Source organism: Vibrio sp. 03_296, from assembly GCF_002265885.1.
Window position 1 is genome coordinate 1 of sequence record NZ_NPKW01001144.1, and the last position, 671, is coordinate 671.

The 671-nt window shown below is 45.5% G+C and carries 1 protein-coding gene; it reads left to right on the forward strand.

All coding sequences use genetic code 11. From position 1 onward, the window contains the following. Nucleotides 1-438, forward strand: a 438-nt coding sequence (locus CIK04_RS30400; protein ID WP_142995043.1) for a thiol:disulfide interchange protein DsbA/DsbL, incomplete at its 5' end; no start/stop codon positions are given. Nucleotides 439-671: the final 233 nt, after the last annotated feature.

A 671-nucleotide genomic window follows, 5' to 3' on the forward strand; every position in this document is an offset into this window, starting at 1 on the left:
TTTGAGGGCGTGGTGGAGAGCATGAAGAAATCTCTGCCTGAAGAGGCAAGATTTGAGAAAGTGCATGTTTCCTTTATGGGGGCSGAGATGGGAGTCCCTGTCGCCAAAGCGTACGCCACAATGGTGTCGCTGGATACAGAAAAAACCATGGTTCCGGCGATGTTCACGCAAATCCACGAAAAACGCAAAGCGCCACAAACGGAAGCTGAGTTGCGTCAACTCTTCATCGACAATGGTGTTGATGCCAAGAAATACGATGCGGCTTACAACAGTTTTGCCGTTAACTCGATGCAAAAGCGTTTTGATAAGCAGTTTAAGGAAAGTACTTTGACGGGTGTACCTGGCGTGATCGTGAACAATAAGTACATTGTGAAAGCAGACAAAATCACGACAATTCAAGAGTACAATGAACTGGTGAATTATCTGCTGACGCTGTAAAGCAGAAAGAGCAGAGGACAAGGCGACCACGGGTCGCCTTTTTTGRCGATGGTAATTTTAAAATAAGCAACTATATTCATATTTGTTTTTGGCTGGGTCTGAGTCAGACCATAAAAATAAAATGGAAATAGTATGAAAGAGAAACACAACGTACACCATCGGCTACGGGCCGAAGCAACTGCCTTGGTATCTACAAGTCCCWGAGTTTGCGCAAGGGCTGATTTCACCACCGG